2 protein-coding genes are annotated in these 2,340 nt (G+C 73.0%); both read left to right on the top strand.

What is annotated here, in order from left to right; genetic code table 11:
* The coding region (locus ACFWI9_RS33875; protein ID WP_387169046.1) for a hypothetical protein at positions 1–1,836 on the top strand (1,836 nt) is incomplete at its 5' end.
* A 25-nt stretch (positions 1,837–1,861) separates the two neighbouring features.
* Complete coding sequence (locus ACFWI9_RS33870) at positions 1,862–2,269, top strand: conjugal transfer protein TraB (protein WP_387169043.1); 408 nt, start codon at positions 1,862–1,864, stop codon at positions 2,267–2,269.
* Positions 2,270–2,340 lie beyond the last annotated feature (71 nt).

Below are 2,340 nucleotides of genomic sequence, written 5' to 3'. Positions count from 1 at the left end.
CGCCGGAACGGGCCGACAGGCAGCACCAGCAACGCCTCCGTGCCGCGCCCGACGTCTCCGTCCGGGCGCGGTGGCGGCGGCCGCGGTCCGGCCGGCGGCCCCGGCCGGGGTGGCGGCTCCGGCCGCACCAACGGATCGACGGGCCAGAACAACGGCTCCGGCCGGAACAGCAACGGCTGGCTGTCACGCCACCGCGGCAACGGCAACGGCAACGGGAGCGGAGGCGCAGGCAAGGGCGGCTTGCTGGGACGGGGCGGAGGCTCCGGACAGCGAAATAACGGCCCCGGCCAGACACCAGGCCGAAGCGGGAAGGGCACCGGCACCGGCACCGGCGGTGGTGGTGGCGGCGGACAGGGGCGCACGACACTCCCTCAGGCGCTGCGTCCGCCGGTCCAGGACCGGTGGAACCGGCGGCAGCCGTCGACACCGGTCCTGACCAAGCCGAACAAGCCCGCCGGCGGGAACAGCACACCGCCCGCCAAGCCGAACGGAACGCAGCCCGGGGTACCGCCTCAGACCCCACCCGGCAAACCCACGTTGAAGAAGCAGCCCCGCACACCGGCGGCACTGAAAACAGCGGCGGGACGGGTCACGTTCTGGCAGGCCGTCGCCGCCACCATGGAGGACCGCTGGAAGAACCGGGGCGTGATCTTCAACCCCGTGTCCGGCCCCGGCAAGCCCACTCCCAGTAACCCCGCCCCGAACAACCCACCCCCGAACACCCCACCCCCGGGCAAGCCCTCTCCCAGTAACCCCGCCCCGGGCAAGGGCACTCGGAAGAACCAGGGCGTGATCTTCAAGCCCGCGTCCGGCCAGGGCAACTCCGCTCCGGGAAAGCCCGCCCCGAGCAAGGGCTCCCCGGGCAAGGGCACATCGAAAGCCACGGCCGCTCCGAGGAAGGCGGCCGCTCCGAAGAGCACGAATCCGCCGAAAGGCCGGAAACAGCCGAAGAACACGTCTCCGCCGAAGAACACGACCACAAGCACACCCGGCGCCGGCGACGACACTCAGGACCGGACTTCTTGGAACTGGTTCGGGCGCGGGCGCTACGACGACCTGTACGGCCGCGACGCTCCGGACTGGCTGTTCCCGGACTGGCTGTTCACGGCGTTCAGGCAGCCGTACGAGGACGTCCGAGCGCCGTACGAATCCTCGTACTGGCAGAAGCCTCGGGAGTCGCCGTTCGACACGGCCGCCGACCCGGAATCGGAACAGGTCACGGTCACGGCGGAGTTCCCCGACCCGCCCGGAGCCCACGCGAAGCGGTGGGAGCCGGACGCGCTCGGTACCGGCCCGCGGCAGCTCCCACAGGCCCCTCAGCGTCCGGCCGGGTCACGGCCGGGCACCACCCGACCGAAGGAGCCCATCCCTATGCCTCCACTGCCCGCCCGGGCCGCGACTGCGTCGGCGCCCGTCAGCGGGTCGGTGCCCGCCGCGGGCGGCATGTCCGCCCGCCATGCCACCGACATCACCCTGGACGGAGCGCTGGCCGCGCTGCGGGTGCTGACCACGGCCGGTATGGAGACCTACGACGACTGCACGCTGCTCGCCCGGCACGCGCGGAAGCTGCTGAGCGAGCTGGAGACCATGGCGTACGACCTGGTGGACAACCACAACGTGCGCGGCAAGCACACGATGCGAGCCCTGGCCGTGCTCATGGAAGTGGTCGGCCTGCTGGTGGTCAAGGCGGAACGGATGGCTCGGGGGTGTCTGGACGCGGCCGAGCTGGCCGAAGCCGAGGAGGCCGCGCTTGCTCGCGACTACCGCCCCACCCAGGCTGCCGCGCTCGACTCCGGCCTTGCCGCACCCAGCGCCCGCATCCACAACGAGAACTGACGACCAGAAAGAGAGGGAGTACAGCATGGGAGAGACCGCACCCGCCGTCGGCGCGGACGGCGCCGCCAACGGCTTCACCGCCCTGACCGCCAAATTCACCGCTCTCCAGCGTGCCGCCGGCGCGCTCGTGGAAGAGGCCGAGAGGCTCGCCGTCCGGATGCGCGCCAACGCCAACGCCGCAGTCGAACTGGCCGACCTCAACGCGGCGGCGGAGGTCGACCCCCGCCACATCGCGAGGACCGCCGACATCGGCGAGGCCTTCGGCCGGGTCGTCGGCGGCTGCAAGGCACTGCAGGGCGCGGCCGACACCGTCCACACCGCCGCGGGCAACGTCAAGGCGGCCCACCAGGCGGAGTACGGGCCCACGCACGCCGCCGTCACCGCGTCCCGGGCACGCCAGGCCAAGCCCGGCTTCTACCGGCCGCTGCTCTGACCGCCGCCCACCGCACCACCCTCGTGGGGGGGGGGGGCGCGCGGCGCCGGGGGCGGGGCGCCGCGCGGGGC

This window comes from Streptomyces sp. NPDC127084, assembly GCF_042724175.1.
GTDB lineage: Bacteria > Actinomycetota > Actinomycetes > Streptomycetales > Streptomycetaceae > Streptomyces.
Note: the sequence above shows the minus strand (reverse complement) of the source record. Positions and strands in the feature narration are given on the sequence as shown.

What these genes read in the sequence shown, in the direction of transcription:
- ACFWI9_RS33870 (WP_387169043.1), top strand. Translation starts at nt 1,862, where the DNA reads ATGGGAGAGACCGCACCCGCCGTCGGCGCGGACGGCGCCGCCAACGGC.